The 26,076-nt window shown below is 70.9% G+C and carries 23 protein-coding genes and 1 tRNA gene; 12 read left to right on the top strand and 12 right to left on the bottom strand.

Features of this window, described 5'->3' with window-relative positions:
* Window positions 1-182: 182 nt before the first annotated feature.
* Together BLASA_RS00095 and BLASA_RS00100 are read left to right on the top strand one after the other, a co-directional pair.
* Complete coding sequence (locus BLASA_RS00095; RefSeq protein WP_014373943.1) at window positions 183-1,880, top strand: ATP-dependent nuclease; 1,698 nt, start codon at window positions 183-185, stop codon at window positions 1,878-1,880.
* A 2-nt stretch (window positions 1,881-1,882) separates the two neighbouring features.
* A complete protein-coding gene (locus BLASA_RS00100; RefSeq protein ID WP_014373944.1) occupies window positions 1,883-3,640 on the top strand; it encodes an ATP-dependent helicase in 1,758 nt (585 codons plus the stop codon).
* Between the two features lie 133 nt (window positions 3,641-3,773).
* On the opposite strand, the gene BLASA_RS00105 is transcribed toward BLASA_RS00100, so the two are convergent.
* Window positions 3,774-4,595 carry a hypothetical protein gene (locus BLASA_RS00105; RefSeq protein ID WP_014373945.1) on the bottom strand — a complete coding sequence of 274 codons (822 nt, stop codon included), beginning with the start codon at window positions 4,593-4,595 and terminating at the stop codon, window positions 3,774-3,776.
* Window positions 4,596-4,970: 375 nt separating this feature from the next.
* Between BLASA_RS00105 and BLASA_RS00110 the strand changes: the two genes are divergently transcribed.
* From BLASA_RS00110 to BLASA_RS00130, 6 genes are all read left to right on the top strand, one after another.
* The gene (locus BLASA_RS00110; RefSeq protein WP_014373946.1) at window positions 4,971-6,710 is read left to right on the top strand and encodes an HsdM family class I SAM-dependent methyltransferase; all 1,740 of its coding nucleotides are present in this window, start codon (window positions 4,971-4,973) and stop codon (window positions 6,708-6,710) included.
* Window positions 6,710-7,750: a hypothetical protein gene (locus BLASA_RS00115; protein ID WP_014373947.1), complete on the top strand. Its 1,041-nt coding sequence runs from the start codon at window positions 6,710-6,712 to the stop codon at window positions 7,748-7,750. Before BLASA_RS00110 ends, BLASA_RS00115 begins: the two co-directional genes overlap by 1 nt.
* Window positions 7,751-7,974: 224 nt before the next feature.
* Window positions 7,975-8,721, top strand: a complete 747-nt coding sequence (locus BLASA_RS00120; RefSeq protein WP_014373948.1) for a hypothetical protein — start codon at window positions 7,975-7,977, stop codon at window positions 8,719-8,721.
* A 117-nt stretch (window positions 8,722-8,838) separates the two neighbouring features.
* Window positions 8,839-8,964, top strand: a complete 126-nt coding sequence (locus BLASA_RS26155) for a hypothetical protein (protein ID WP_269446680.1) — start codon at window positions 8,839-8,841, stop codon at window positions 8,962-8,964.
* 589 nt (window positions 8,965-9,553) lie between these two features.
* Complete coding sequence (locus BLASA_RS00125) at window positions 9,554-10,087, top strand: peptidylprolyl isomerase (RefSeq protein WP_014373951.1); 534 nt, start codon at window positions 9,554-9,556, stop codon at window positions 10,085-10,087.
* Window positions 10,088-10,215: 128 nt separating this feature from the next.
* Window positions 10,216-10,977, top strand: a complete 762-nt coding sequence (locus BLASA_RS00130) for a rhomboid family intramembrane serine protease (RefSeq protein WP_014373952.1) — start codon at window positions 10,216-10,218, stop codon at window positions 10,975-10,977.
* On the opposite strand, the gene BLASA_RS00135 is transcribed toward BLASA_RS00130, so the two are convergent.
* Window positions 10,967-11,383 carry a PH domain-containing protein gene (locus BLASA_RS00135; protein WP_014373953.1) on the bottom strand — a complete coding sequence of 139 codons (417 nt, stop codon included), beginning with the start codon at window positions 11,381-11,383 and terminating at the stop codon, window positions 10,967-10,969. The genes BLASA_RS00130 and BLASA_RS00135 overlap by 11 nt on opposite strands.
* A gap of 92 nt (window positions 11,384-11,475) precedes the next feature.
* On the opposite strand from BLASA_RS00135, the gene BLASA_RS00140 reads away from it, so the two are divergent.
* The gene (locus tag BLASA_RS00140; protein ID WP_014373954.1) at window positions 11,476-12,636 is read left to right on the top strand and encodes a thiolase family protein; all 1,161 of its coding nucleotides are present in this window, start codon (window positions 11,476-11,478) and stop codon (window positions 12,634-12,636) included.
* Between the two features lie 528 nt (window positions 12,637-13,164).
* On the opposite strand, the gene crgA is transcribed toward BLASA_RS00140, so the two are convergent.
* Window positions 13,165-13,437 (bottom strand): cell division protein CrgA, encoded by a 273-nt coding sequence (gene crgA / locus BLASA_RS00145; RefSeq protein WP_014373955.1) that lies wholly within the window; start codon window positions 13,435-13,437, stop codon window positions 13,165-13,167.
* 135 nt (window positions 13,438-13,572) lie between these two features.
* Here crgA and BLASA_RS00150 point away from each other — a divergent pair, with 135 nt between their 5' ends.
* Entirely contained in the window at window positions 13,573-14,322 is a 750-nt protein-coding gene (locus BLASA_RS00150) for a DUF881 domain-containing protein (RefSeq protein ID WP_014373956.1), read from the top strand.
* A 61-nt stretch (window positions 14,323-14,383) separates the two neighbouring features.
* Complete coding sequence (locus BLASA_RS00155; RefSeq protein ID WP_014373957.1) at window positions 14,384-15,043, top strand: aminodeoxychorismate/anthranilate synthase component II; 660 nt, start codon at window positions 14,384-14,386, stop codon at window positions 15,041-15,043.
* Between the two features lie 66 nt (window positions 15,044-15,109).
* Here BLASA_RS00155 and pknB read toward each other — a convergent pair whose 3' ends face one another.
* From pknB to BLASA_RS00190, 7 genes are all read right to left on the bottom strand, one after another.
* Window positions 15,110-17,035, bottom strand: a complete 1,926-nt coding sequence (pknB, locus tag BLASA_RS00160; RefSeq protein ID WP_014373958.1) for a Stk1 family PASTA domain-containing Ser/Thr kinase — start codon at window positions 17,033-17,035, stop codon at window positions 15,110-15,112.
* A gap of 142 nt (window positions 17,036-17,177) precedes the next feature.
* Window positions 17,178-18,923 carry a protein kinase domain-containing protein gene (locus BLASA_RS00165; protein WP_014373959.1) on the bottom strand — a complete coding sequence of 582 codons (1,746 nt, stop codon included), beginning with the start codon at window positions 18,921-18,923 and terminating at the stop codon, window positions 17,178-17,180.
* On the bottom strand, window positions 18,923-20,365 hold the full coding sequence (locus BLASA_RS00170; RefSeq protein ID WP_014373960.1) for a peptidoglycan D,D-transpeptidase FtsI family protein: 1,443 nt from the start codon (window positions 20,363-20,365) through the stop codon (window positions 18,923-18,925). Before BLASA_RS00170 ends, BLASA_RS00165 begins: the two co-directional genes overlap by 1 nt.
* Window positions 20,362-21,768, bottom strand: a complete 1,407-nt coding sequence (locus BLASA_RS00175) for an FtsW/RodA/SpoVE family cell cycle protein (RefSeq protein ID WP_014373961.1) — start codon at window positions 21,766-21,768, stop codon at window positions 20,362-20,364. The genes BLASA_RS00170 and BLASA_RS00175 overlap by 4 nt, the downstream gene beginning before the upstream one ends.
* Window positions 21,769-21,849: 81 nt before the next feature.
* Window positions 21,850-23,256, bottom strand: coding sequence for a PP2C family protein-serine/threonine phosphatase (locus BLASA_RS00180; protein ID WP_014373962.1), 1,407 nt, complete (start codon window positions 23,254-23,256; stop codon window positions 21,850-21,852).
* Window positions 23,253-23,717: an FHA domain-containing protein FhaB/FipA gene (locus BLASA_RS00185; RefSeq protein ID WP_014373963.1), complete on the bottom strand. Its 465-nt coding sequence runs from the start codon at window positions 23,715-23,717 to the stop codon at window positions 23,253-23,255. Before BLASA_RS00185 ends, BLASA_RS00180 begins: the two co-directional genes overlap by 4 nt.
* Window positions 23,718-23,880: 163 nt before the next feature.
* A complete protein-coding gene (locus tag BLASA_RS00190; protein WP_014373964.1) occupies window positions 23,881-24,699 on the bottom strand; it encodes an FhaA domain-containing protein in 819 nt (272 codons plus the stop codon).
* A gap of 175 nt (window positions 24,700-24,874) precedes the next feature.
* Here BLASA_RS00190 and BLASA_RS00195 point away from each other — a divergent pair.
* Window positions 24,875-24,957 (top strand) — tRNA-Leu (locus BLASA_RS00195).
* Window positions 24,958-25,021: 64 nt separating this feature from the next.
* Here BLASA_RS00195 and BLASA_RS00200 read toward each other — a convergent pair.
* Both BLASA_RS00200 and BLASA_RS00205 read right to left on the bottom strand, forming a co-directional pair.
* Window positions 25,022-25,480, bottom strand: coding sequence for a DUF1707 SHOCT-like domain-containing protein (locus tag BLASA_RS00200; protein ID WP_014373965.1), 459 nt, complete (start codon window positions 25,478-25,480; stop codon window positions 25,022-25,024).
* Between the two features lie 89 nt (window positions 25,481-25,569).
* On the bottom strand, window positions 25,570-26,049 hold the full coding sequence (locus BLASA_RS00205) for a pyridoxamine 5'-phosphate oxidase family protein (RefSeq protein WP_014373966.1): 480 nt from the start codon (window positions 26,047-26,049) through the stop codon (window positions 25,570-25,572).
* Between the last annotated feature and the right edge of the window lie 27 nt (window positions 26,050-26,076).

Genomic DNA, 26,076 nt, shown 5'->3' on the forward strand with positions numbered 1-26,076 from the left:
GGTGGGGATCGACGAGTGCGATTGATTGTTGTTGAGATGGTCAGAAGCGGCCGTTGCAATTACCGACGGTGGCTCGCGAATCGTGCGCGGGCACGTGAGCAGCTCGACTCTCCGGTCGCGCACCAACCGGTCGTCGCGCGGTTCGCGGCGACCCGCGAAGGCGCGCACCTACGGTGTCTGGCGTGAGACTGAGCCGAATCACAGTCAAGAACTTCCGGAACCTGGTCGACGTCGACGTGCCGCTGAGCAGGCACACCGTCATCGTCGGAGAGAACCGCTCGGGCAAGAGCAACCTGCTGCACGCGATGCGGCTCGTTCTGGACAACACTCTCTCTGGGGACCAGCGACGGCTGCGCCCGGAGGACTTCTGGGACGGACTCACGGCCGCCTCCGGCGACCCAACGAGCACCGGCGAGAAGATCGAGGTGTCCCTGGAGGTCACCGATTTCGACGACGAGGCCCCTGTAGTCGCGGCCCTCAGCGACGCCCTCGTGACGGGCGACCCGCTCACCGCCCGACTCACTTATAGGTGGGAGCCTGACCCCCTCATCGACGACGACGTCGTCTACCGAGCCCGGTTCTACGGCGGGGGAGACGACGACCGACCCATCTCCTCCTCGGACGTCCGCGAGCGTCTCATCACTGTGTTCATGCATGCGCTACGGGACGTCGAGAGTGACGTCCGGAGCTGGCGCCGTTCGCCGCTTCGCGCGCTGTTGGAGGGTGCTTCCCGCGACGCCGCCCCTGCCGACCTCGATGCGGTCCGCGACGCGATGGAGGACGCGAACGCCTCCCTGAACCGTCTCGGGCCGTTGGTCACGCTGAGCAAAAGCATCTCCGACAGCACTCGGGCCGCCGTCGGCTCGAACCAAGGCCTGGAGACGGCCCTGGCGGCGGCGCCGCCGGATCCGCGACGGCTGATTCGTGCGATGCAGCTATTCGTTGACGGTGACGCGCAACGGCAACTCACCAGCACCAGCCTCGGAGCACTGAACGTCCTGTACTTCTCGCTGCTGGAGCTGCGGCTCAAACAACGGCTCGAAAGTGCCGAGGTCGCGCACGTGCTACTCGCCATCGAAGAGCCGGAGGCGCACCTGCATCCTCACCTTCAGAGGCTGTTGTTCAAGCACCTGCAGCAGGACGACGCGAGCCGGTCGACGGTCGTCACCACCCACTCGCCGCACATCGCCAGCGCTACCTCGGCACGCAACCTCGTCATGCTCCGCACCACTGACAGCGGCACGGTCGCCCGCGCTGCAGCCGACGCCGCACTTACGGAGGTGGAGTGGGACGACATCGACCGGTACCTAGACGCCACCCGGTCGGAGCTTGTCTTCGCTCGCCGGGTACTGCTCGTCGAAGGCGTTGCCGAGCAGCTCATGGTCCCGTCGCTGACACAAACTGTCGACATTGACCTGGACCAGCTTGGCATTTCGGTGTGCGCCATCGGGGGTACCCACTTCGGCGCCTACGTCAAGCTGTGTATGGCTCTCGGCATCCCGTGGGCCGTGCTGACCGACGGCGACCCCACCAATCGCGTTACCGGCGCTCGCCGCAAGCAGCTGCTGGAGCAGAACGCCGGCGCGGACCCGGACGCCGTCTTCGTCGGTGCCACCACGTTCGAGCACGACATCATCGCGAAATCCGACTCCAACCGCTCCGCGATCGTCGAGGTCTTGACCGAGCTCCTCGGTGACGATCTCGAAGAGCATTCCGACACTCTGGAAGGCTGGCGGGACGATACCCCGGACGTGAAGGACTTCCTCGCGGTAATTTCGACCGTTGGCGGCAAAGGGCGGTTCGCACAGCGACTGGCGAGCACAAGGCTTGATCCGCCGGCGCATCTCGCCGAAGCCCTCGAGTACCTGCTGGAGCAGTAGTCATGACCAGCCTGCGGCAGGCGATCTCCGAGCTGCAGACAAACCCAGAGCAGTGGGAGGCGTTTCAGCACGACGGGCACTGCGTCGTCCTCGCCCCGCCCGGTAGCGGCAAGACGAAGCTGCTCACCACGAAGGCTGTCTGGCTGGCAAACAACGCAATCGCGCCGGGCCGGGGCCTGGCCTGCATCACGCTGACGAACCCGGCCGCGGCCGAACTCCGGACCCGAGTCCGGCGCCTCGGCCAACCGGTGGGACGCACGGTCAACATCGGGACGGTCCACTCGTTCGCCTGGTCGAACGTCATCCGGCCATTTGCCAACGCCGCTGGTTTCCCCGAATGGTCGCGGTACACCCTCGCGCCGCGGCAGGAGGCCAACGCTGCCATGCGGGAGGCGATCCGCCGAGTGTTCGAGCCGAACGAGGACACCCGCTACGTGAACTCGACGATCATGCGCAACCGAAAGCTGTGCCTGACCGAGCAGGAATGGAAGACGGCCGGCCCGAACATCCGCGAGGCCGCCCTCGAATACGACCGGCTGCTGCGGGAGAAGGACTACGTCGACTTCGACACTGTCGTCGCCATGGCGGTCCACCTCGTCGAGGAGTACCCGTTCGTTCGCACAGTGCTCCACGCCCGTTTCCCGTACCTGATGGTCGACGAGTACCAGGACCTCGCCCCGGGGTTGCACCGCATCGTCACGTCGCTGTCGCTCGACGAGGGCAACTCAACGCTCTTCGCCGTTGGCGACCCCGATCAGGCCATCTACGGGTGGACCGGTACCCGCCCGGAGCTACTCGTGGAGCTCGCCGACCTCGAGGCCGTCCACCGGGTCGACCTCCGCATCAACTATCGATGCGGGGCGGTCATCGCGGAAGCGGGCCGACGCATCCTCGGCGCCCACGGAGCTGAGGCCGTGACGATGCGCGGCGGCGGGTCAGTCAGTGCGCGATGCGAGCCTGCAGGACTGACCGCACAAGCTGCCTACATCGCCGGGAGAATCTTTGAGCTGCAGTCGGAGGGCGTCTCGCTGCACGAGATCGCTGTGCTCGCTCCCACCAACGGCGACTGCGACGAACTCGTGGCTGTCCTTCGAAGTCGCGACATCCCGGTTTCCTGGCGAGCAGACGCCTATTCGCCGAGCCCATTGACGATGACGCTCGAGGCATTCGCCGCGTGGGTGTCTCATGGCCGCGAGGACAGCGGCTACCGACTCGGCGACCTCCTCGACCAGTGGCAGCAGCTCGGCGACTGGTCAGCACTGCGGGCCGGTGCCGATAGGGTCGTCGCCGCGCTGCTCGCCGCGGCGGCGGACACGCGTGCTGGCGAGTTCGTCGAGACGATCGTGACGGTGCTGGACTCTGCGGGCGCCCGGGCCGAACTTCGCTCGGACGACGCGAACGAACTCGAGCGCATGCGTGACGCTCTGAGTCCAGCCGGCGGGATGGCCGACTACACGGTCCGCGACCTGGGAGGTCTACGCCTGCGAGGTGGACGAGTGGAAGTGTTGACGATGTCCTCGAGCAAGGGGCTGGAGTTCGACCACGTCTTCATCGCAGCGTTGGAAGAGGGCAAGCTCCCGTTCTTCGCGTCCGTACGCGGGTCTGCCGAGTGGACCGAGGACCGCCGCAAGTTCTACGTGTCGTTCACCCGCGCCCGGGATTCGGTCGAAGTTCTCTACTCCGGCTGGTACGACACCCCACGGGGCCGGCGGCACAACGGCCCGAGCGTGTTCCTCCGCGAATCCGGCTTGGTCGGCTAGAGCCTCGGCGGGTCTTGGGGAACCGCGCGGTGGGCGATGGCCCTGATCCGAAGATCCAAACTCGGGCATCCCTGTCCGTACGTCCTGGCGGAACCCGCCGGCGCCTCGGTCCTTCGATCCGCGAGCCCACCGCTCACGCAGAAGAGTGCCGTTGCAGCAGGGCGGCGACACAGGCAACGACCGCGGAGGCGTCGCGACGGTCGTAGCGAAAGTCGGCGGTGATGGCGTCGGCGTGGTGGGCACCGCTGGCGACGGAATGCACCGCGGTGCGCAGTGCCGCGAACCTTTGCGCCAGGTCGCGTTGACGTGCCGTCCTCGGCTCGTCATACGCGACGGGAGGGTCGAGCTGGTCGTATAGGTCGAGAGCGAGCCGCGCGTCGCGCACTGCGTCCTCGGCGCGGCCGTCCGCCAGCGCCCGTAAGGCTGATTGCAGTCGGCGGCCGGCCTGTGCGCGCAGGCTGTCCGGATCGCCGAGCGGCAGCGGCACCAGGAGCGGCACGGTGACCAGGGCGCCGAGGCGCTCCGCATGGCTGGCCCAAGCTGGGCCGCGGACGCGGATCCAGTCCTGCGCGTCGGCGGCCGGATAGTCCAGAGTCGCGGCGCCGGCGAGGGCGACGTGCAGGTCGACGAGCAGTTCCAGGTCGCCTCCATCGCGGTCGGCCTCGACGCCGGCCAATTGCTGGTCGCTGATCGTGGTGGTGAGCACCACCGAGCGCGGGTAGGACGCTACGGCGCTGACCAGCAGCGGCTGATCGGATTGCAGCACCCCGATCCAGCCCATCGAGTGCTGGAGCCGTAGCGCTCCGGAGATCAGCGCAACCGACCCCACGGGCAGGCCCACCGGGGTGGCTTTGTAGCGCAACACGAGACGGTGGGCGCCTGGCCCAGGCTCCGCCGTCACTTCGTCGAACATGAGGCGAAGCTCTGCACCAACGGCCAGACGGATGTTCGTCACGCCGTTCATCGTCCCGAACGCGGTTCCCAGGGGTGGGACGGCTCTCGCTCTGCCGGTCGTTGAGCGGGCCCTGGATGCTGCCGCTGGGCCGCGGCAGCTGAGCTGGGCGCTGCTCGGGTCAGGCCTCCTGCCGGCCCAGGCTGAAGTGGCAGTCGGCGGCCAGGTCCACGAGAAGCCGGGAGGTTTCTGGGGCAGACGCCGGCCGGAGCCGCCGGCGAGAGCGTCCTGCGCCGCGGCCCGTTCGGCGTCCGTTTCGCCTCCCACTCAGGCCTGATGCTCGACGCTTGTTGCCGGTGATGTTGTCCGCCACCCGCTGACCTGCGGGTTTCCTCCCGGTCGCCAGTTCTGTGACCCCCATGGGTCAGACTGCACCTCGTGGTACTCCGGTCGGCCTCTGCAGATCTTGATACGGCGGCCCTTCGGAAGGCCCGGGGCGCCTTCTTCACCCCGGAACCGCTCGCGCGCTATATCACTGACTGGGCGGTCCGTTCCGTCGACGACCGTGTGCTCGAACCCTCGTGCGGCGAGGCGGCGTTCCTCCTGGCCGCGGTCGATCGCCTGGCCGCCCTGGAGGCCACCAGCACCGGACAGGCGTTGCTCCCCCACCTCGACGGCGTCGAACTGCACGAGGACTCAGCCCAAGCAGCACGGGAACTGCTGACAGCGGCTGGCGTGGAGGCAACCGTCACCGTCGGAGACTTCTTCGGAGTCAATCCGGGGCGGCAGTACGACGCGGTGATCGGGAATCCGCCTTACGTCCGCTACCAGGACTTTTCCGGCGAGAGCCGGGCACGATCCCGCGCCGCGGCGCTCCGCGGTGGCGTCTCCCTGACTGGCCTAGCGTCCTCCTGGGCGGCCTTCACGGTGCATGCGGCACAGTTCTTAAAGCCCGGCGGTCGTCTCGGCTTGGTGCTGCCGGCCGAACTCTTGACGGTCAACTACGCGGCCGGGGTGCGCACCTTCCTGCTGCAGAATTTCGAGCAGGTCGACCTCGTCGCCTTCGACGAGCGTGTCTTTCCCGGGGTACTAGAAGAGGTCGTCCTGGTTCTGGCTGATGGTTACGCCAACGGCCCCACCGACCACTTCCAGCTGTTCCAGGCGAGGAACGCCGACGACCTGGCGAACACGACGACGCCACGGCTGTGGCGGCCGATCCCGCCCGCCGGCAAGTGGACTGCCAGCCTGCTGACCAGCGAGACCCTCGGCGCCTATTCCGGGCTGCTGGCGACTGAGTCCTTCACGCTGCTGGAGACCTGGGGTGACACGACGCTCGGCATGGTCACGGGCAACAACAAGTACTTCGCCTTGAGCCCAGCGCGCGCCGCTCAGCTCGGCCTGTCCAAGTCAGACCTGCTGCGGTTGTCACCCCCTGGCTCGCGACACCTGCGGGGCCTCAGCCTCACCACCGCGGCACTCACTGAGTTGGGAGACGCTGGCGCAGCAGTCTGCTTGTTCCGACCGGCTGGCGAGCCGTCTGCGGCTGCGTGGGCGTACATCGCAGAGGGCGAGGCGCGAGAGGTTGATCAGGCCTACAAGTGCCAGGTGAGAAAGCCGTGGTGGCGGACGCCGCTGGTGAAGCCGGCTGATCTGCTGCTGACGTACATGAACGCCGATACGCCGCGGCTGTCTGCCAACAAGGCCCAGGCGCACCATCTCAACTCGGTGCACGGCGTCTATCTGAAGCCGGAACACCGGGCGCTGGGCAGCGATCTGCTGCCGGTGGCGTCCCTGAACTCCATGACGCTGCTCGGCGCAGAGATGGTTGGCCGCGCCTACGGCGGCGGGATGCTCAAGCTGGAACCCAAGGAAGCTGACCTGTTGCCCGTGCCGTCGCCCGCCCTGACCAAAGCCGCCGAGACGGCCCTACGGAGACTTCGGCCGCAGTTGGTCCGCCTCCTGGCCAGCGGTCAAGTCGTGTCGGCGGCCCGCTTGGTCGATGAGGTGCTTCTCATTGGTGAACTCGGGCTACCAGAGGCTGAGGTGAAGGCGCTGCGCCAAGGACACGAGGAGCTGACGGCCCGACGCGTCGCAAGAGGTGGTGCGTCGCATGTCCATCGCGGTGACGGGGGCACAGTCAGCCGGAGAGCCAACAGCAACAGGCTGCGGCGTCCCTGATGGCTGTTGAACGCAGTCTCAAGTCCGAGGCCTGGACCCTGTTCGACCGGATCGTTGAGCGGGCGACCGGCGGGGAGCTGCAGGACTACAGCAACCCATGGAATCGCGAGTCCGAAGAGGGTCCCCTCCGCTACAACCCCGACTACGACGTCCTTCAGCAGCTGCTGGGCGTGCCGCTACTGCTGCAAGCGGCCTCGCAGTCCGGTGTGCCGGCCTTAGCCCTTGACGTCTGGACTGCCTACGAGCTGCGCCGAGCCGGCTTTGAGCCCGATCTGGTGTGGCCCCGGGCGAATCCACCACGCATCCTGCCGTCGACGCTGGTGGCGCTACGGCGGGAAGCAACTCGTGAACAGCTGCGCGTGCTCGATGCCATGCTGCAGTCCGGTAAGACGTACAGCAACGAAACCGGCGCGAACGCCAATATCCTCGGCAAGAACTACGTCAAGCAGGTCGACGTCGTCATGTCCGCCTGGAGTACCGGTCCCGAAATCATGATCTCGACCAAGCGGATGGACTCGTCGTTCGGCAAGAACGCCGCCAACCGTGTCGAAGAGAGCTACGGCGACGCCAAGAACCTGCGCAGTCGGCACCCGCAAGCGGCGCTTGGTTTCCTCTACAGCCTGCGCTCGACCGCGCTGACGCCGCAGTTCGCCGACATTGCCGCCTGGATCATCGACCTGCTCGGCAAGCTCGGCCGCGAGGACGACGCATACGACGCCGTCTGCCTCGTCATCCCCGACTGGTCAGATGAAGTGCCGCCCCCTCCAGGCGGCGACGAGGACGATGAAGACCCTCTGGTCTCAGCCGGCGTACAGGCCGACGCCTCCGCCGAGGAGGAGCCGCTGCCGCTTCCGCTGCCCGAAGATGAGCTGGATCAACGGCTCCGGACCCTCCCGCATGTCGGGTTACGTCGCGACGTCGTACCGGCGAACCTCTCACCAGAGGTCTTCTTCCCCACGATCGTCAACCGCGTGCTCGACAACAGCCCGGTGAACTTCCACCGCGAGGCGCGGCTACGCCGGGAGCAAGCTTCCGTCTAGAAGCAGCAGGTCAGCACAGAGGTGAGCGCCTAACCCGGTCGATGAGCAGTTGGCCGTGCAGCTCGCTGTCGTACCGGGAGAGCCGGCAGATGGGGCGGGTGGCGCGGGGATTTGATGAGGCGCTTGGGATCATGGCCAGAGCCTGGATTGCTTACGATACGAAGTCGGCCGCCTCCTCGTAGGCTGCTCCTGCGCCATCGGCCGAATGGAGGAACGTCCGCCTGATGCATGTCCCGGAGTGGGCGACCGTTCGTGCGTGGATCAGTGCGCTGGCTGGGCTCGCCGCGGCTGCAGCAACCGCGTACCTGGTGTGGGCGCAGCTCTACCCCGAGGAGACCGAGCGGTTCTGGGAGATCACCAGCATTGCCGTCGTCGCCGTCGTCGCCATCGGGAGCTCGTTCGCCCGACCGCTCCGGATCTACACGCTCGATCGCCTCGAGCGTGAACGCCACAAGGTCTCCATAGTCCTACGCGGCCTGCCGTGGACGGTGCATGAGCTGACGAACGGGAAGGTGCCCGTGCAGCCCCTGGGGGCCAGCGCCTGGGTCGTGACCCCCTGGTGGCCGTTCCAGAGGCTGCATCGCATCGCGCACGAGCGCGTCAACGAGATGCCCGGTCCCAGTGGGATCAGTTGGACCAAGGGCAAGGGGGTCATTGGCCACTGTTGGCATCAGGGGCGTGAGCAAATCGTGGACAGCGGCACGTTCGACAAGGGCCACGAGGACTGGACGAAGGACAGATGGGATCGCCTGGACGTCAAGACCAGGCGGGGGTTGAGCTACAAGGACTACAAGAAGATTCGAGGCAAGTACGGGACGGTGATCGCCATCCCCATGTTCGACCGACGGGAGCGTGTCAGAGGGGTCGTGGTCCTGGACGCCCCGCCGGGGTATCACCCCCTACTGAAGTCACCCGTTGTGATTGAGGCGGTCTGTGCAGCGTCTGGCGTGGTCAGCAAGCTGCTCTACTAGCGGCTGAGTATGGTGAGTCTTGGGCAGCGCGCCCATGCCTCAGGGGAGAAGGTCAGCATGGCGGGGAGCCATCGAAAAGCAGCCGCAGCGGGGCGTCGCAGCACAGAACGACAGGCGGTGGGTACTGGTAGCCGTACCTACTTCGACGTCGTACGCAGCCTGAGCAGCGACCCAGAGGTGCGCAAGGCGGTCGACGAGACCGCCAAGGAGACCGCGCGGGCGCAAGAAGACAAGCGCCGCTGACCTGTGCCCATCGCTCGTCAAGCGCGAGACGAAGCCCCGGCCGGGAGGCAGGGGCTTCGCCCGTTTATCGGGCTCGATGGCGTCGACACCGAGAGGCGCGGGCCTTACGTCCCACTCCTCCGCCTCCTCATAACCCGCCCCATCTCCTGGCTGCACCGAGCCGGGGGAAGGGTGGGCCGCAGGCCCATCCCGCAGGGGCGCGAAGCGCCCTTCCGGCGGCTGGCGCAGTCGGAGAGGCTCCTACGGGTGTAGGCGCGGATGAGGCCGTCAGGGCAGGGTCCCAGCGACTGCTGCGGCGCCCCCAGTCCGCACAGAGTCCGCAGATGGTCCGCAATACGGCCAAAACCGGCCAACGACAGCCGAGAGCATCCATCGATGAAAGCGCTGGTCAAGTCGGTTTTTCAGTCGTAGCCCACTTCGCCAAACCGCCCCTTGGTCGATTTTGCAAGGCGGGGGTTAGGGGTTCGATTCCCCTCGTCTCCACCAGCACGTCGATCACGGCCGAGGCTCCACGTGGCACAGCACCACGGCAGGCATCCCCTCGGGCCCCGCGACGCCTCACCGGCGCAGCGGTGGGAGAGTGGAGGGCGTGACTGAATCGACTCCCGCCCGCCGCGCGGTCCTGCACACCAACCACGGCGACATCACCGTGGACCTGTTCCCCGACCACGCACCCAAGACCGTGGCCAACTTCGCCGACCTCGCCGAGGGCCGTCGCGAGTGGACCCACCCCTCAACTCGCGAGAAGACCACCGACAAGCTCTACGACGGCACGGTCTTCCACCGCATCATCGAGGGCTTCATGATCCAGGGCGGTGACCCGCTCGGTCAGGGCATCGGTGGCCCGGGCTACCAGTTCGGTGACGAGATCCACCCCGATCTGGCCTTCACCAAGCCGTACCTGCTCGCCATGGCGAACGCCGGGCCGGGCACCAACGGCTCGCAGTTCTTCATCACCGTGGCGCCCACGACCTGGCTGACCGGCAAGCACACCATCTTCGGCGAGGTGGCCGACCAGCCCAGCCGCGACGTCGTCGACCGGATCGGGAAGGTCGCGACCGGCCGCAACGACCGCCCGGCCGAGGACGTCGTCATCGACTCGGTCGAGGTGCAGCGCAGCTGAGCACCGGACCTGACGGCGGGGGCGCCGGCGGCCAGCCGGCTCCCCCGCCACCGGCCTGCCACCGCCACCCCGAGCGGCCCACCGGCATCTCGTGCGCGCGCTGCGACCGGCCGATCTGCCCGGAGTGCATGATCCCGGCGTCCGTCGGCTTCCAGTGCCCGGCCTGTGTCCACCAGGGTGCGGCGACGACGCGCGCGCCTCGTCGCACGTCGGTCATCCGCGGCGCCGCCGCACGCTGGGGCACCGTCACCCTGTCGCTGATCGCGATCAACGTCGTCATGTTCCTGGTGACGGCTGTCTCGGCCGGGCTGGCCGGCTCCGCGCCGCTGGACAACTTCCGGTCCCCGGTCTTCGCGGAGTTGTCCCAGTACCCGCTGGCCGTCGAGTTCGGCCAGCCCTGGCGGCTGCTGACCGCCGCCTTCCTGCACATCGGGCTGCTGCACCTCGCGCTCAACATGCTGGCGCTGCTCATCTTCGGTTCCGAGCTGGAACGTCAGCTGGGTCGGTGGCGGTACGTGGGCCTCTACCTGGTCTCCGCCCTGGGCGGCTCGACGGCGATCCAGCTCTTCGGTGACCCGCTGCGCCCCGTGGCGGGCGCATCGACGGCGATCTACGGCCTGCTGGGCGCGCTGGGCGTGCTGATGCTGGTCCGCCGGCAGGACATCCGCGGCATCCTCGTCCTGCTGGCCATCAACGTGTTCATCAGCTTCCTGCCGGGGGTGTCCCTGCTCGGGCACCTCGGCGGCCTGGTGACCGGTGCCGCGCTCGCCGGTCTCTTCGTGCTCACCCGCCGGCGGGCGGCGCTCCAGGCTGTCGGCATCGCCACGTTCGTCGGGGTGCTCCTCGTGCTGGCACTGGGCGTCTCGACGCTCACCGTGGTCACCCTCTAGACCCGCGCGCGGCGTCGAGGGTGCGGGCGACGTCGCGGGGGTCGGCGCCCAGGTCCCACCGGCCGAGGACGACGAGCAGGCCGTCGTCGTCCCCGGCCGGCGGCCAGGCGTCCAGTTCCAGCGTGCGCACGGTGGTGCCCCACCGCCGGGCGGTGCGCACCTGCACCCGGAGCAGCCCCCACGGCAGCAACCGCCGACCGGTCAGCGTGCGCACCTCGACACCGTCGGGTCCGGCGGCCAGGCGCGGCCGCAGCAGCGCCTCCCGGACGGCCAGCGCGAGGAGCAGCACGGCCGCTCCGCCCACCAGGACCCGGCCCGCTGCATCCAGCAGCAGGGCGGTCGCTCCCAGCGCGACACCGGCGGCCGCCAGGCCGGCCGGCACCAGGGCGGGAGGCGACCACTGCACGCCCTCAGCCTGCCAGGTGTGGCACGGGACATACGATCGCGGCGGGGCCGCCGGTTGCCGGCGCCCGACCGTCGTCGACGAGGAGTGGGTCCATGCGTGATGCCGTCATCTGTGCCGCCGTCCGTACGCCGGTGGGCAAGCGCGGAGGAGGGCTCTCCGGCGTGCACGCCGTCGACCTGTCCGCCCATGTGCTGAACGCCCTCGCCGAGCGCTCGGGCATCGACCCGGCCGTGGTCGAGGACGTCTTCTGGGGCTGCGTGAGCCAGGTCGGGGAGCAGACGTTCAACATCGGCCGCAACGCGCCGCTGGCCGCGGGCTGGCCCGAGTCGGTGCCGGGCACCACGATCGATCGCCAGTGCGGCTCCTCGCAGCAGGCGGTGGCGTTCGCCGCCGCCACGGTGATCAGCGGTCAGGCCGACGTCGTCGTCGCCGGCGGGGTGGAGTCGATGAGCCGGGTGCCCATGGGCTCGGCCCGCGCCGACGGCTCGGCGGGCAAGCCGCTCGGCCCGCGCTTCCTCGAGCGCTACGACGGCGTCTTCCCCAACCAGGGGATCGGCGCGGAGATGATCGCCGAGCGCTGGGGCTTCTCCCGCACGCAGCTCGACGAGTTCTCGCTCGCCTCGCACGAGAAGGCCGCCAAGGCGCAGGCCGACGGTGCGTTCGACGAGGAGATCGCCACGGTCACCCTCGACGACGGCACCGTCATCAGCGCCGACGAGGGGATCCGCCCCGGCGGCACCCTGGAGAAGCTGGCCTCGCTGAAGACGCCGTTCAAGGAGGGCGGCGTGATCAGCGCCGGCAACGCCAGCCAGATCTCGGACGGTTCGGCCGCCCTGCTGGTGACCACCAGCGAGAAGGCCCGCGAGCTGGGGCTGCGCCCGATCGTGCGGATCCACACCACCGTGATGGCCGGCGATGACCCGATCATCATGCTGACGGCCCCGATCCCGGCGACCCAGAAGGCGCTGGGCCGATCCGGGCTGTCGGTCGACGACATCGGCGTCTTCGAGGTGAACGAGGCGTTCGCGCCGGTGCCCCTCGCCTGGCTCGCGGACACCGGTGGTGACGCCGGACGGCTCAACCCGCTGGGCGGCGCGATCGCCCTGGGGCACCCGCTCGGGGGTTCCGGCGCGCGCATCATGACCACGCTGGTGCACCACATGCAGGCCACCGGCACCCGCTACGGCCTGCAGACCATGTGCGAGGGCGGCGGTACCGCCAACGCCACCATCCTGGAGCTGCTCGACGCCTGACCCACCGTGCGCGGGACGCGTCTCCGTCCCCACGATCGCGATCCACAGCCCCCGGCCGACCGACGGCCGGGGGCTGTGTCGTCCCGGTGTGGAGGAGGGTGTCCACGGGTGGCCGCCCGATCGCCGTCGGTGAGCGGACTGGTCCCTCCACATCCCGGCCGCTGGCGGGTGTATCCGCAGGTCAGCGCGGGTAGCTCGGGACCCGGCGAGCTGCCCGGCCGCACGGACATGTCGACTCGTCCACAGCTGGGTACACAGCTGGGGACAGACTCACACTGCTGTAGTTACGCCGATGGACACCGTGTCACACCCGTCCCAGGCGGGAAAAAAAGCAGGTCAGCTCCGTGCCGAGCGCTCCCCGTCCTCCACACTCGGTGGACAACCCTGGGGGTGGGGCGTCATGTCGACCTGTGGACGCCGAGCGACGACTGTGCACAGCATCCCCAGGCGGCCGGAACGGGCAGAGAACGACCGAGGCCCCCGCCCCCTGACGGGGAACGAGGGCCTCGAGGCAACTCGGGGTGTGTGTCAGCGCCAGCGCATCGACATGATCAGCCCGGCGACCATGGCACCGAACCCGATCGCGAAGTTCCAGGCCTGGAGCGTGACCATGAACGGGATCTGGTCACCGGCGACGTAGTAGACGACGATCCACAGCAGCCCGAACAGCATGAGCGCCGCCATGACGGGCGCGTACCAGCGCGGGCTGGGCTGCAGCGCCTTCGCCTGCGCCCCACGCGACCGGGCGACGTCCTCCGGGGGCGTGTACACCGACTTCTTGCGCACCTTCGACTTGGGCACCCTACGTACTCCCTCCCGGAGGCCGGGCTCGATCTCCCCGGCCGGAACTGTCACCCAGACTAAGCTTCGCGGGGACGACGACGGCGCTGCCCCACCCGGGCGAGCCATCCCGCGTCGCGATCCGAGGAGGTGCCCGTGCCCCGCTCCCTGCTGCGTGGTGGGCGCCCCTCCGCCTGGAGCGCGCTGGTGCCCGTCGTCGCCGTCGCCGCGGGCCTGCTGTTCGCCACGTCCGGGCGCACCGCACAGGGCACCGACCTGCGCGCCGGCGAGGTCACCGAGCTGTCGCAGCTGATCGAGGAACGCGAGGCGGCGGTCGTCCGGCAGGCGCAGCAACTGGGGTCCCTCCAGGAGCGGGTGCAGCTGCTGACCGAGCAGGCCGCGGCCCGGAACGGGGCCGTGGCCGAGGCGCAGGCCATCGGGGCCACCGGGGCGGTACCGGCCGGCCTGGTGCCGGTCTCCGGCGATGGCGTGGTCATCACCCTCGACGACGCCCCCCAGCGCCCCGACGGCAGCCTGCCCGGCAACGCCCGGGCCGATGACCTGGTCATCCACCAGAGCGACGTCCAGGCGGTCGTGAACGCCGTCTGGGCCGCGGGGGCCGAGGGGGTGGCCGTCATGGACCAGCGGCTCGTCTCCACCAGCGCGGTGCGCTGCGTGGGCAACACCCTGCTGCTGCAAGGTCGCACCTACTCCCCGCCGTTCGTGGTGACCGCGGTCGTCGACGCGGCTGCGGTCGAGGCCGCTCTCGACGCCTCCCCGCAGGTGGGGATCTTCGAGCAGGCCGCCGACGCGTTCGGGCTCACCTTCGAGGTACGTGAGCGGTCCGAGGTCACCGTGCCCGCCTACGATGGCGGCCTCACCCTGCAGCACGCCGTCGCCCCCTGAGCGGGCAGCGGATGCGGGACGAGGCCGACGTCCCACCGTCCCGCGAGGAGCTCCGACCGCGATGACCGCCGCCGACCGTCCGGTCCTCGTCGTCGACAACTTCGACAGCTTCGTCTACAACCTGGTGCAGTACCTGGGCCAGCTGGGCGTGCGCTGCGTGGTGCGTCGCAACGACGCCGTGGACGTCGACGAGCTGGCCGACCTCGACGTCGCCGGGGTGCTGCTCTCCCCGGGCCCCGGGACGCCGGCCGACGCGGGTGTCACGGTGCCGATGGTGCGGGCCGCCGCCGAGCAGGGCACGCCGGTCCTGGGGGTCTGCCTCGGCCACCAGGCGATCGCGGAGGCGTTCGGTGCGGAGGTCGTCCGGGCACCCGAGCTGCTGCACGGGAAGACCAGCCAGGTGGTCCACGCGGGCCGCGGCGTGCTCGCCGGGCTGCCGTCACCGTTCACCGCGACCCGGTACCACTCCCTCGCCGTCGACCCCGCCACCGTTCCCTCCGAGCTGGAGGTCACCGGGCACACCCCCTCGGGCCTGGTCATGGCGCTGCGGCACCGTGAGCTGCCGATCGAGGGGGTCCAGTTCCACCCGGAGTCGGTGCTCACCGAAGGCGGTCACCGGATGCTGGCCACCTGGCTGACGGTCTGCGGTCTGGCGCCGGACGAGGCGGCCGTGTCCGCCGCGACGGCGGCCGCGCAGCGGCTGTCCTCCGCCATCCCCTGAGCAGCCTCGCCGGAACGACGAAGGGCTCCTCCCGTGACGGGAGGAGCCCTTCGTCGTCGTACGTCATCACTCGGTCTCTGCCTCGCCCTCCGGCGGGTTGAGCAGGACGATGATCTCGGCATCCGGCGGCAGCGGCGTGCCGGCCGGCGGCTCCGTGTCGATCACCTCGCTCGGCCCCACGTCGGGGTCTCCCTCACCGCCCACGTCCTCGAACCGGATGCTGCTGAAGCCGGCTGCCCGGAGGTTGGCCTCCGCCGCGGCGGCCGACTGCCCACGCACGTCCGGGACCGCGATGTCCTCGACTTCCGCGACCCCGCCGGAGACCTGCAGGACGATGCGCGTACCGGTGGAGGCGGGGCCGGCCGGCCCCGGGGTCGTGCTCACGACCGTCCCCGGCGCCTCCGCCGACTCGATCTCCTCCACGAGGATCTGGGCCTCGGTGAACCCTGCCTCGGTGAGGGTCGCGATCGCCTGGGCCTGCGGGACACCGGTCACGTCGGGCAGGTCGACCGTGCCCGTGGACAGGCCGAGGGTGACCGTCCCGTCGGGGGGCACCGGCGCACCAACGGCCGGCTCGACGCTGGCGACCGTCCCCTCCTCCTCGAGGGAGTCCTCCTCGCGGGTGTCGATGCTGCCGGTGAACCCGGCCCGTTCCAGGGCTTCCCGGGCCTGATCCTCGGTGAAGCCCACCAGGCTGGGCACGGTGATGCTGTCGGGGGCGACACCCACGACGAGCGCCACCTCGCTGCCGGGATCGACCTGCGCCCCGCCGGCGGGTGTCGTCTCGAGCACCACGCCGACCTGGTCCGGGTCGGTGGTGTCCCGCTCCGCCACCTCGCCGACCGCCAGACCGGCGTCGGTGATCGCCTGCCGGGCCTCGGCCACGGGCTGGTCCACCACCGGCGGGACCTGGACCTGCTGGGCGACGACCGGAGGGGGCTCCGCACCGCCGTTCAGCGCCACGGCCGCGGCGATGGCACCACCGAGCAGCAGGACGGCCAGGACGGAGACGATCGCGATGATCCGCCGCTTGCGACGCCGTGCCTCCTCGTCGCCGTCCCAGTCGTCGTCGGCGTATCGGTAGCTCCCGACCGGCGCACCGATGATCGCGGTCTTCTCGTCCTCGCCCATGACCGGCGTCGCCTCCACCCGCTGCCCGGCCAGCGCCCGCAGCAGGTCGTTGCGCATGTCGGCGGCCGACTGGTACCGGTTGGCCGGGTTCTTGCTCATCGCCTTCATCAGGATGGCGTCGAGCTCCGGCGGGACGTCGCGGTTGATCGACGACGGCAGCCGCGGATCCTCGCGCACGTGCTGGTAGGCCACCGAGACCGGCGAGTCACCGGTGAACGGCGGAGCCCCGGTGACCAGCTCGTAGAGCAGGCAGCCGAGGGAGTAGACGTCGGATCGGGCGTCGACACCCTCACCGCGCGCCTGCTCCGGGGAGAGGTACTGGGCGGTGCCGATCACCGCGGCGGTCGACGTCATGGTCGCCGCCGAGTCGGAGACCGCGCGGGCGATGCCGAAGTCCATGACCTTGACCGTGCCCTGGGGCGTGATCATGACGTTCCCGGGCTTGACGTCCCGGTGCACGATGCCGTTGCGGTGGCTGAAGTCCAGCGCGCCGCAGATGTCCGCGGCCAGGCTCATGGCGCGCTCGATCGGCAGCCGGCCCTCCCGGCGGAGGACGTCGCGGAGCGTCTCGCCCTCGACGTACTCCATGACGATGTACGGCGTCGCACCGCTGGGGGTGCGGTCCTCGCCGGTGTCGTAGACGGCGACGATCGCCGGGTGGTTGAGGGACGCGGAGGCCTGCGCCTCCCGGCGGAACCGCACCTGGAACGACGGGTCGCGGGCCAGGTCGTTGCGCAGCACCTTGACGGCCACCTCGCGGCCGAGGCGCAGATCGCGTCCCAGGTGCACCTCGGCCATGCCGCCGCGGCCCAGGACTCCGCCGATCTCGTAGCGCTCACCGAGCACCTGCGGCGTGGTCATCGACGGTCCTCTCGGGCGGTTCGGTGCGCCGTCCGCACCCCGGTGGCGCGGGGCGTCCCGGCGGTGGCTCCCGCGGACAGGAGGCCGTCGGCGAGCCTAACCGCCGGATCGGCCGGAACCCGGGAGGCGAGGACCACCGGGCTCACTGGCCACCATCCGCCACTGGCGATGCATCGGTGGCCCCGTCTGTCGGGGTGGAGGGCACCGAGGTCGGTGTCGTCGTCGGCGTAGGGCTGGAGGAGGGACCGGTCGTCGTGGGGGCCGGCTCGCCACCGAGTGCCGGGTCCGCTCCGTCGTCCTCGTCCGCGCCTTCCTCCTCGCCCTCCTCGGCGGGTGGCTGCACGGGCCTGGTCGTGGTCGTCGTCGCCGGGCGCGACGACGTGGTCGTCTCGGGAGCCGGCTCGGTCGTCGGGACCGGCTCCTCCTCGTCCACCTCGTCGTCCTCGGCCGCCTCGGGGTCCCACCCGTCGACGGCGACCAGCAGCGTCACCTCGGCGCCCACCGGCACGGTTCCCTCGGGCAGGACGCCGGCGACGGCCCCCTCGTCCAGCTGCCGGCCGAGCGACTCCAGGAGGTCCTCGGGCGCCTCGTCCTGCGAGACCACGAGGCCGGCTTCCCCGAGTTCCGCCGCCACCTCGTCGGCGTCCTCGCCGATGTACTCGGCGGCCACCAGCGTCACCGTGGTGGGGGAGGCGCTGGTGGTGGTGACGCTCGGCGCGGGGTCGGCCTGCGTGCGGCCCGGATCGTCGCCGTTCCCGGCCAGCAGCAGATACGTGGTGCCGGCGAGCAGCAGGAGGAACACCACGGCCCCTGCCGCCCAGGCCCATCGACGGCCGGAGCCGCGGTCCGGCGGTTCCTCGGCCAGCCACTCCTCGTCGCCGTCCGGCGGCGCGTGCAGGGGCGGCATGGGCCGGGCGCCGGTGGCGGCGGAGACCGCGGGCATCCCGGCGGCCGGGGTGGCGAACACCTGGGTGCGCCCGTCGGCGCCGATGTCGACCACCTGGGTGGGTGCCGTGGCCGGCGCGACGACGGAGGCGGCCGGGGTCAGGTCGCCGCCGTCGGCCACCCGCCGGATGGCGTCGGCGAAGGCGCCGCCATCGGCGAAGCGGTCGGTCGGGTCCTTGGCCAGGGCCCGCTCGACGAGCAGCCGGACGGCGGGCGGGACGTCGCCCGGCAGCGGTGGCGGTGGGCGGTTGATGTGCGCCAGGGCGATCGCTACCTGCGAGGCGCCGTCGAACGGACGTGCGCCGGACAGGCACTCGAAGCCGACGACGCCGAGGGAGTAGACGTCGGAGGCGGCGTCCACCTCCATGCCCTGCGCCTGCTCGGGGGAGAGGTACTGGGCGGTGCCCACCACCATGCCGGTGCGGGTCAGCGGGGCGGCGTCGCGGGCCTGCGCGATGCCGAAGTCGGTGAGCTTGACGACGCCGTCGGGGCGGACGATGAGGTTGCCCGGCTTGATGTCCCGGTGCACGACGCCCGCACGGTGCGCGGCGGACAGCCCGTCGGCGGACTGGGCGAGCACGTGCAGCGTCCAGTCGACCGGGAGCCGGCCCTCCTCGTGCAGGATCGTCACCAGCGGCTGGCCCTCGACGAACTCCATGACCAGGAAGGCGAGGGTCTGCAGGCCGCTGTCGTCGGTCGTCTCGCCGTAGTCGTAGACCGAGGCGATGTTCGGGTGGGACAGCGCCGCGGTGTGCCGGGCCTCGTTGCGGAAGCGGGCCAGGAAGCTCGGGTCGTTCGTGTACTCGGTCTTGAGCACCTTCGCCGCGACGATGCGGTCCAGCACCTGGTCGCGGGCCTTCCACACCTCACCCATCCCGCCGGTCGCGATGGGCGCGGTGATCTCGTACCGCCCTGCCAGCAGGCTGCCGATGCCGAGTGCCATCAGCCCCGCCCCTCGAAGTAGGCCGCCATGACCTCGCGGGCGATGGGGGCGGACACGTCGCCACCGGTACCCCCGCCGTTCGCCACGAAGACGGCGACGGCGATCTCCGGGTCGTCGGCAGGGGCGAAACCCATGAACCAGTTGTGGTCGGGGACGCCCTCGCGCACCTGTGCGGTGCCGGTCTTGCCGGCGACCTCGGTGCCGGGCAGCCGCGCGGCGCGGCCCGACCCCCGCTCCACCACGCTGACCATCATCTCGGTGAGCTGGTCGGCGACCTCGGCGGAGATCGGCTCGCGCAGCACCTCCGGGTCGGTCTCCTCGAGCACCGAGAGGTCGGGTGCACGCAGCTCGTCGACCAGGTACGGCTTCATCTGCACGCCGTCGTTGGCCACGGTGGCGGCCACCAGGGCGGCCTGCACCACGGTCATCCGGACGTCGCGCTGACCGATCGACGTCTGGGCGAGGGCGGCGTCGGACTCGATGTCACCGATCGTGCTCGGCACGACCTCGAGCGGGATCTCCAGGCCTTCGTCGTCGAGACCGAATGCCTCGGCCATGTCCCGGACCGCGTCCTCCCCCAGGTCGATCCCGAGCTGGGCGAAGGCGGTGTTGCACGAGATGGTGAGCGCGTCGATCAGCGGCTGCTCCTGGGTGCTGCTGCAGCGGGACCCGTTGAAGTTGGCGAGCGTGGTGGTCGACTGCGGCAGGGTCAGCAGGTCGACCGCCGGGACGACGGTCTCCGGGGTGTAGCCGTCCGCCAGCGCGGCGGCGGCGACGATCACCTTGAACAGCGATCCCGGCGGGAAGTTGTCCTCGATCCCGCGGTTCACCCGGGGGTCCGGGTCCTGCCCGGTGATCAGCTCCATGTTCTCCCGGATGACCTCGGGCTCGTGGCCGGACACCAGGCCCGGGTCGTAGGTGGGCGTGCTGGCCATGCCGAGGATGGCGCCGGTCCGGGGGTCGAGCGCGACGACGGCGCCGGTGAGGCCGTCCAGGCCGGCCATCGCGGCGGCCTGGACGGCGGGGTCGAGGGTCAGCACGACGTCCCCGCCGGCCGGATCGCGGCCGGTGAACAGGTCGGCGATCCGGCGGACGAAGAGCCGGTCGTCCTCGCCGGAGAGCACGTCGTTCATGGCCCGCTCCAGGTATCGATTCCCGTACACCAGCGAGTGGTAGCCGGTGATCGGGGCGTACAGCGGCCCCTGCGGATAGGTGCGCAGGTACGTGAGCCGGCCGTCGGTGGGCACCGACATGGCGATCTCGGTGCCGGCGACGATGATCGAACCGCGTTCGCGGTCGTAGGTCTCGGCCAGCACCCGGGTGTTGCGGTCGTCCTCGCGCAGGGACTCGGAGCGGACCACCTGGATGACGTTGACGTTGATGATCAGCAGGGTGAAGAGCACGAGGACGCTGATGGCGACACGACGCAGCGGCGCGTTCACGGCGTCACCACCTCGGTCGGGGCGTCCCCGAGCCGCACCGACGGCGCGTGCGGCGTGGCCGGCCGCCGGGCGGCGTCGCTGATCCGCACGAGCAGCGCGACGAGGACGAAGTTGGCCACCAGCGACGACCCGCCGTAGGCCAGGAACGGCGTGGTGAGCCCGGTCAGCGGGAGCAGTCCGGTGACGCCGCCCAGGACGACGAAGACCTGCCAGGCGATGGCGAACGCCAGCCCGGCGGCCAGCAGCTTGCCGAAGGCGTCCCGGACCACGAGCGACGTGCGCAGCCCGCGCTCGACGAGGATGAGGTAGACGACGATCACGGCCACCAGGCCGAACAGGCCCAGCTCCTCACCGACCGCGGCGGCGATGAAGTCGCTCTTCGCGACCGGCACCTGGTCCGGGCGGCCACCACCGAGGCCGGCGCCGAAGAGGCCGCCGGTGCCCAGCCCGAACAGCGACTGCATCAGCTGGTAGCCGGCGCCGTCATAGTACGCGGACGGGTCCAGCCAGGTGTCCACGCGCTGCTGCACGTGGGTGAAGATCTGGTAGGCGATGAGCGCGCCGCCGGCGAACAGCGCGAGGCCGATGAACAGCCAGCTGGCGCGCTCGGTGGCGACGTAGAGCATGACCACGAAGATGCCGAAGAGCAGCAGCGAGCTGCCCAGGTCGCGCTCGAACACCAGCACCAGGATCGACAGGATCCAGGCGAGCAGCACCGGGCCCAGGTCGCGTCCCCGCGGCAGCTCCAGGCCGGCGACCTTCTTGCTGGCCAGCGCCAGCACGTCCCGCTTGTCGACCAGGTAGGCCGCGAAGAACACGACCAGGCAGATCTTGGCGAACTCCCCGGGCTGGATGGAGAAGCCGGCGACCCGGATCCAGATCTTGGCGCCGTTGACCTCCGAGATGGAGGCGGGCAGCACCGCCGGCAGGGCCAGCAGCACGATGCCGAGCAGGGCGAGGGTGTAGGCGAACCGGGAGAGCGCGCGGTGGTCGCGCACGACGACCAGGACCGCCACGAAGAGGGCCACTCCGAGGGTGGCCCAGATCAGCTGCACGGGCGCGTCCTCGCGCGACGCCGTGTTCCCGGACATCTCGGCCGCCAGGTCCAGCCGGTGGATGACGGTCAGGCCCAGCCCCACGAGCAGGGCGACGGCGGGCAGGAGCAGCGGGTCGGCGTACGAGGCCCACCGGCGGACGACCAGGTGCGCCACGACCCACAGCGCGGTGATCCACCCGCTGAACGTCGCCATCTCCGGCCGGAGCGCGCCGGTGACCGTGAGGTCGACGATGGCCTGGGCGGCCATGGTGAGGACGACGGCGAACGCGAGCATCGCCGCCTCGGTCCCACGCCGGGTCGGCGTGGTCGCCGCGGTCTCCCGCGGGTCGGTGACGGGACCGGCCATCAACACACCTCCGGTGGGGAACCGGTGCCTGCGGCGCTCACTAACACACCTCCGGTGGGGAACATGTGCCTGCGGCGCTCACTAGTCGGCCTCCCGGCAGTTCTCCCCCACCTCGGACGACGAGGTGGTCCGGGCCGGGGACGTGGTGGTCAGCTCCTCGGCCGCCGCGGCGTCGTCCGGCGGTGCCGGCTCGCCCGGGGCGGGCTCCTGTGCGGCCGCCGGCGGCAGCGCCGGGCTGGTCGGCGCCACTGCGTCACCGGCCCGGGGAGCCGGGCGGCACAGCGGCAGGCGCTGGTCCCGCAGGGCATCGAGGATCCGGTCGACGTGGCCGGCGTCGTCCGCGGTGATGCTGGCGAGGACGCCGCTCCGGGCGGCCGGGGTCAGGTCGGACACCGCGAGGTCGGTGCCCCGGTCGAGGCGGTAGAGATCGAGGCCGAGGACCGAGACGTCCAGCCCCCGGAAGACGCCGACCTGCTGGTCGTCGCCGGAGCCGCTCACACCCACGAACCAGTGGTTGAGCGCCCACGCGTACACACCGATCGCCCCTGCCACCAGCACGGTGAGAAGGGCCCCCGCCACCAGGAGGATGCGTAGCGGGCGGCGGCGGGCGGAGGGGCCGCCGCCCGTCGGCAGTGTGGGTGGCGGCGGGGGAGGAGGGCCCTGATCGGCCAGCGCCGCCCGGCCGGCGGCGGAGCGGGCGTCGACCTGGCGCTGGCCGACGTTGTCCCCGGCCGCACCGTCGACGACCGGGTCGAACCGGCCGTTGCTGCCGGTGTCCTCCAGCACGTCGGCGACGATCACCGTGATGTTGTCGGGCCCGCCGCTGCGCAGGGCGAGCTCGACGAGGCGGTCGGCGGTGGCCTCGGGGTCGGGGTCCTTCAGCGCCGCCGCCAGGGTCTCCTCGCTGACGACCCCGGAGAGGCCGTCGGAGCACAGCAGGTAGCGGTCGCCGGCGCGCGCCTCGCGCATGGAGAGGTCCGGCTCGACCTCCTGGCCGTTGAGCGCCCGCAGCAGCAGGGACCGCTGCGGGTGGTGGTTGGCCTCCTCCGGCGTGATCCGGCCGTCATCGATCAGCGTCTGCACGAACGTGTCGTCGTGCGTGATCTGGGTGAACTCGCCGTCGCGCATCAGGTAGGCGCGCGAGTCGCCGACGTGGCACAGCGCCAGCCGGCCGCCCGCGAAGAGGATGGCGGTGAGCGTGGTGCCCATGCCCTCCAGCTGCGGCGACTCGCGGATGACCTCCCGCAGGTGCTCGCTGCCCTCGAAGACTGAAGACCGCAGCGCCTGCAGCATGTCGCCGGAGGGGGTGTCGTCGTCGAGGTGCTCCAGGGCGGCGATGACCACCTTGCTCGCGACGTCACCGGCGGCGTGGCCGCCCATGCCGTCGGCCACGGCCAGCAGCCGGGGCCCGGCGTACACCGAGTCCTGGTTGTTGCCGCGGATGAGGCCGCGGTCGGAGCGCGCGGCGTAGCGGAGAACCAGGGTCACGAACGCAGCTCCAGTGCGGTCTGGCCGATGCGGATCGGCTGGCCGGGGGCCACCAGCAGCGGTCCCTGCACGCGCTGCTGGTCGAGGTAGGTGCCATTGGTGGAACCCAGGTCTTCCACGTACCACTGGCCGCCCCGGTTGGTCAGGCGGGCGTGGCGGGAACTGGCGAAGTCGTCGGTGAGGACGAGGGTCGAGTCGTCGGCCCGGCCGATAAGGATCGGCTGGTCACCGAGGGTGATCTTGGTGCCGCTCAGCGGGCCGGCGGTGACGACGAGGGACCGGGGGCCCTTCTGCCCGCGCTTCTTCTTGGGCGCCGCCGCCGAGCGCGGCGGCACCGACGCGACCCGGCCGGGGCGCCCGCCGAAGAGGTCGGCGCGCACCACGCGGAACGCCGAGAAGATGAACAGCCACAGGAGGAGCAGGAAGCCGAACCGGAAGATCTGCACCACGAGCTCGGTCACGAGACCTCCCCGCTGGCGCTCGTCGGCCACGTGACCGGCGGTGCCGTGTCCCTCCGTGACCTCGCAAGCTCGGTCGTGACCACCGCCGGGGCAGGGGGCCGCCCGGCGTACCGGCGAAGGTGGTGCCGCCGGACCCCGTACTGCTGCGACGGCACGGATGCGGTCACGCCCCGTCCAGCCGGTAGACCAGCACGGAGTGGCCGATGCGGATGACGTCGCCGTCGCTGAGCGGCTGGCGGGTGACCCGGCGGCCGTTCACCAGCGTGCCGTTGGTCGAGCCGAGGTCCTCCACCGTGGCGACGTCCCCGTCGAGGACGACGTCGACGTGCTTGCGGCTCACGCCCGTGTCGGGGAGGCGGATGTCGGCCTCGGTGCCCCGGCCGATGACGTTGCGGCCGGTGGACAGCTCGTGCCGGGTGCCCGGGCCGTCGACGACCAGCACGTGGGTGGAGGTGACGCGAGAGCCGGCCCGGCCGACGATCGACGGGTTCTGCTTGCCGGTGTCGGTGGCCATGCGTCCGCGCAGCGGCGGCAGCGGGGGCAGCGGCGGATGGCCGTCCACCGGCGCCGAGGCCATCGGCGGGACCGCGGCGCGTGCGGCCGGGCGGGCCGGGTCGGCGACCTCCGAGCTGACCTCGAAGATCCCGGTGGTCAGGTCGTCGTCGCGCTCGAGGGCGACGGTGACCTTGTCGAAGACCTGGTACCCCTCGTCCTCGATGTGCTCGGTGACCATGTCGGCCAGCTCACCGGCCAGCTGGTCCGACCACTGCCCCAGGTGGGCGAAGTCGGTCTCGCCGAGGCGGACCCGGTAGACGTTGGGTGCGAGCACACGGCCCTCACCGAGGATGGAGCGCTGCTCGTCGGCCTCGCGCTGCAGGGCCTTCGCGATCTCGGCCGGGTGCACCTTGCCCTTGAAGAGCCGGGCGAAGGCCAGACCGACCATGCCTTCGAGTCGGCGCTCGAAGCGCTGCAGCACACCCACAGTCGCTCCTCTGCGCTCGCCGGACGTCCCACTCTGCCACCCGTGATCGTAGCCGGGCCGGGCGCGGCTGACCGCCCAGGAAGCCGCGACTCCCCGCACGGTGACGCACGACCGGCCGACGATCGACCCTGTCGGCGGGGGCCCGGCCTGCGGCTGCTACTGTCTTCCCTCGCCGGGGCAAGTGGCGGAATGGCAGACGCGCACGGTTCAGGTCCGTGTGTCCGAAAGGACGTGGGGGTTCAACTCCCCCCTTGCCCACTCCGGACGTTCGACGAGCGCCGGTCCCTCCGGGGGCCGGCGCTCGTCGCGTCTGGCGGGCCGGTCAGGTGGGAAGCCGCCGGTCGCTGCGCCGGCTGCGGGCGCCCACCGTGCCGATGAGGAGCATCGCTCCCCAGGGGACGATGACCCAGAACGGCCAGAAGTAGAGGAACTCCTGCGCGGCCACGCAGGTGGCGGCCCAGATGAACAGCACGATCAGCGCGGTGCTCGACCAGGATCCCCAGGCCGGCCACCCGTGTCCGCCCCGGTTCGCGGTGCACACCGGTCCGGCGGCGACGGTCGGAGCCGCGGCCGGTGCCGGGCGAGCGGGCGATGCCGCCGTGCCGCGCGGCAGGTCGGCGGTCAGCGGGGCGAGTTCGCCGAAGGTGCGTGCCGCGTAGGCGGCGGCCAGCCGCTCGTCGTACTCCGCGACGGTGAGCCGGCCCTCGGACATGGCCCGGCCCAGCGTGGCGGCGACGGCGGCCCGGTCGGAGTCGGCGGCGCGCAGGTGCGGGTCGGGCATGGCGTACTCCTCGCTCGGGTGCCTCGAGTCTCGTCCTGCCGGCGGCGCCGGGTCCACTGACACCTGTCACCGGTTCCACGTGAAACCCCTCAGCTCCGGTGGACGGTCGTCAGCCGCCGTCCCGGCCGCCACGAGCTGATCTCGAGCCCGTCCCGCGCCTCGGTGACCGCCGTGAGCACCACCTGCTCCAGGTCGATGCGGAACAGCTCGAACGCGCCGGGCGCGCCCGGCGCTCCGGCGGCCCGGGCGTAGGCGGCGCACGCCCCCGGGTCGGTGATCTCCACCGCCCGTCCGCTCACCTTGGCATCGGCGGTGAACGCGTCGGGTTCGTCGCTGCCGCTGTGCTGGGCCATGTGCGGATCGCGGCGCAGGTCGGTGAACGTCACCGAGCCGGGCATCCCGACCAGCCACATCTCCCCCTCGAGGAACGAGGACTCGATGCTGCTGGTCCGCGGTGCGCCGTCGGCCCGCGGGGTGGCCAGGAACGTGTGACCGTGCGCGTCGAAGGCCGCGCGAACCCGCGCGGCGAACGCCGGCTCCTCGCGCTCGAGGTCGGCGAAGGGAGCCATGGGAGAAGCGTGCACCCGTGGGCCGGC

It is taken from the genome of Blastococcus saxobsidens DD2, assembly GCF_000284015.1.
In the GTDB taxonomy this organism is placed as follows: Bacteria; Actinomycetota; Actinomycetes; order Mycobacteriales; family Geodermatophilaceae; genus Blastococcus; species Blastococcus saxobsidens_A.

Bases quoted from the DNA above. Each gene is read 5' to 3' on its own strand.
- BLASA_RS00165 (WP_014373959.1), bottom strand. From the start codon at position 18,923: ATGGCACTCGGCATCGGCAGCCTGCTGGCAGGGCGGTACGAGATCACC.
- BLASA_RS00100 (WP_014373944.1), top strand. From the start codon at position 1,883: ATGACCAGCCTGCGGCAGGCGATCTCCGAGCTGCAGACAAACCCAGAG.
- BLASA_RS00120 (WP_014373948.1), top strand. From the start codon at position 7,975: ATGCATGTCCCGGAGTGGGCGACCGTTCGTGCGTGGATCAGTGCGCTG.
- BLASA_RS00175 (WP_014373961.1), bottom strand. From the start codon at position 21,768: ATGGCCGGTCCCGTCACCGACCCGCGGGAGACCGCGGCGACCACGCCG.
- pknB (WP_014373958.1), bottom strand. From the start codon at position 17,035: ATGACCACGCCGCAGGTGCTCGGTGAGCGCTACGAGATCGGCGGAGTC.
- BLASA_RS00205 (WP_014373966.1), bottom strand. From the start codon at position 26,049: ATGGCTCCCTTCGCCGACCTCGAGCGCGAGGAGCCGGCGTTCGCCGCG.
- BLASA_RS00140 (WP_014373954.1), top strand. From the start codon at position 11,476: ATGCGTGATGCCGTCATCTGTGCCGCCGTCCGTACGCCGGTGGGCAAG.
- BLASA_RS00115 (WP_014373947.1), top strand. From the start codon at position 6,710: ATGGCTGTTGAACGCAGTCTCAAGTCCGAGGCCTGGACCCTGTTCGAC.
- BLASA_RS00200 (WP_014373965.1), bottom strand. From the start codon at position 25,480: ATGCCCGACCCGCACCTGCGCGCCGCCGACTCCGACCGGGCCGCCGTC.
- BLASA_RS00155 (WP_014373957.1), top strand. From the start codon at position 14,384: ATGACCGCCGCCGACCGTCCGGTCCTCGTCGTCGACAACTTCGACAGC.
- BLASA_RS00130 (WP_014373952.1), top strand. From the start codon at position 10,216: ATGATCCCGGCGTCCGTCGGCTTCCAGTGCCCGGCCTGTGTCCACCAG.